The sequence below is a fragment of the Sphingobium quisquiliarum P25 genome, assembly GCF_000445065.1.
GTDB lineage: Bacteria > Pseudomonadota > Alphaproteobacteria > Sphingomonadales > Sphingomonadaceae > Sphingobium > Sphingobium quisquiliarum.
In genome coordinates this window covers 1-2019 of the sequence record NZ_ATHO01000178.1, presented here as the reverse complement: position 1 = coordinate 2019, position 2019 = coordinate 1, and the positions used below count along the sequence as shown (strand labels likewise).

The window sequence follows — 2019 nt, the reverse complement described above, 5'->3', positions numbered from 1 at the left end:
GGCTCTGTTGCAAAAATCGTGAAGCTTGAGCATGCTTGGCGGAGATTGGACGGACGGAACGATGACGGATTTCAAGTGGCGCCATTTCCAGGGTGATGTGATCCTGTGGGCGGTGCGCTGGTATTGTCGCTATCCGATCAGCTATCGCGACCTTGAGGAAATGCTGGCGGAACGCGGCATTTCGGTCGACCATACGACGATCTATCGCTGGGTCCAGTGCTACGCCCCGGAGATGGAGAAGCGGCTGCGCTGGTTCTGGCGGCGTGGCTTTGATCCGAGCTGGCGCCTGGATGAAACCTACGTCAAGGTGCGGGGCAAGTGGACCTACCTGTACCGGGCAGTCGACAAGCGGGGCGACACGATCGATTTCTACCTGTCGCCGACCCGCAGCGCCAAGGCAGCGAAGCGGTTCCTGGGCAAGGCCCTGCGAGGCCTGAAGCACTGGGAAAAGCCTGCCACGCTCAATACCGACAAAGCGCCGAGCTATGGTGCAGCGATCACCGAATTGAAGCGCGAAGGAAAGCTGGACCGGGAGACGGCCCACCGGCAGGTGAAGTATCTCAATAACGTGATCGAGGCCGATCACGGAAAGCTCAAGATACTGATCAAGCCGGTGCGCGGTTTCAAATCGATCCCCACGGCCTATGCCACGATCAAGGGATTCGAAGTCATGCGAGCCCTGCGCAAAGGACAGGCTCGCCCCTGGTGCCTGCAGCCCGGCATCAGGGGCGAGGTGCGCCTTGTGGAGAGAGCTTTTGGCATTGGGCCCTCGGCGCTGACGGAGGCCATGGGCATGCTCAACCACCATTTCGCAGCAGCCGCCTGATCGGCGCAGAGCGACAGCCTACCTCTGACTGCCGCCAATCTTTGCAACAGAGCCCGCAATAGCGTGCGCGGCGGAGATCGTCAGGAGTTGCGCCACGGCATGACGGGATTCAGGTGAAATCCGTGATTCGCCCCTAGCCCCTATAGGCCGATAGGGCACGCCGATACGCCCCTCGGCAGTGCCGCGCCGGCGTAGGGTGGCGGCGATATGGCGCTCGGCCGCTACGCGATCGGCGAAGGCATGACGCTGAGCTTGGCCGCGCGCGCCGATCAGCGGTCATTGTTCGCCGGCTTGACCTCGATCGTGCAGCGCACCGTCTTTTTCGCCTTGGCGGCAGCCGCGCCGCACGCTTCGATCGTCTCGCGATTGTCCCGCGCCAGATTGGCGGCCGCGACGATCCCCTCCCAGCTCGCCGGCGATGCGCGCTGCATCAGATGCGTGCCGGCATCCCATAGCGTCGGTTCGGCAAGCGCCCGCGTCGCCATGCGCTCCGGCAACTGCCAGCTATCGGGCATGGCGCGCGCGATCAGGCCGGCGAGAAGCGCATAGAGCAATATCCCCAGCACCACGCCGCCCAACCCGATCCAAAACAGCCACCGATCCTGTTGCCAGCGCGCGCGCGTCGTTCCGATCAGCCCCCGCAATTCCCGCGCCGCCTCGCTCATGTCCGATCGCGTGCTGTTCACCAGGTTGTGCAGCTCGCCCGTCGCACTCGCCACCGAAGCGTTTACACGCTCTCCCATCGTCTCCGGGGTGAGTTTCATCGCGGGGCTTTTCGCGATCACATCGACCCGCTGGGTGAGCGCCAGCAATATCTTCTCGGTGTTGGCGAGCGTCGGCTGATAATCGGGAATCTCGATGGACTCGCGCGCGCGGGCTAACCCCTCGACCGCAAGGCGCACCAGCGCCACCTCGCCGCGCAACTGCTCGAACGCCGCCTGCGGATCGTCGCCGGCCCTGCCGTTGTTGCGATAATTATCCTCGTCCATCATCCTCTCCTTACCGGCTCATTCCGCGCCCCATGCCTATCCCTAAATCCCGCGCCAGCTCGCGGCCAAGGTCGCCGCTGTTCATGCCGCGCCCCCGGCCCATGCCGATCTCAAGCCCCAGCTCGCGGGTGCGATTACGCAGGACCAATTCCACCTGGGGATCGCGCTCAAGGCTTTTCGCCATGCCCGCCATTTCCTTGCCCG

The 2019-nt window shown here is 63.9% G+C and carries 3 protein-coding genes; 1 reads left to right on the top strand and 2 read right to left on the bottom strand.

The features are described from left to right. Nucleotides 1-61 precede the first annotated feature (61 nt). Nucleotides 62-826, top strand: a complete 765-nt coding sequence (locus L288_RS41790; protein ID WP_001389365.1) for an IS6-like element IS6100 family transposase — start codon at nucleotides 62-64, stop codon at nucleotides 824-826. Between the two features lie 269 nt (nucleotides 827-1095). Here the strand turns inward: L288_RS41790 and L288_RS41785 are convergent, their stop codons facing one another. After that, nucleotides 1096-1818: a DUF6118 family protein gene (locus L288_RS41785; protein WP_015460630.1), complete on the bottom strand. Its 723-nt coding sequence runs from the start codon at nucleotides 1816-1818 to the stop codon at nucleotides 1096-1098. Nucleotides 1819-1825: 7 nt separating this feature from the next. After that, a partial coding sequence (locus L288_RS41780; RefSeq protein ID WP_041208850.1) for a hypothetical protein occupies nucleotides 1826-2019 on the bottom strand: 194 nt, incomplete at its 5' end.

What these genes read in the sequence shown, in the direction of transcription:
- L288_RS41790 (WP_001389365.1), top strand. Translation starts at nt 62, where the DNA reads ATGACGGATTTCAAGTGGCGCCATTTCCAGGGTGATGTGATCCTGTGG.
- L288_RS41785 (WP_015460630.1), bottom strand. Translation starts at nt 1,818, where the DNA reads ATGATGGACGAGGATAATTATCGCAACAACGGCAGGGCCGGCGACGAT.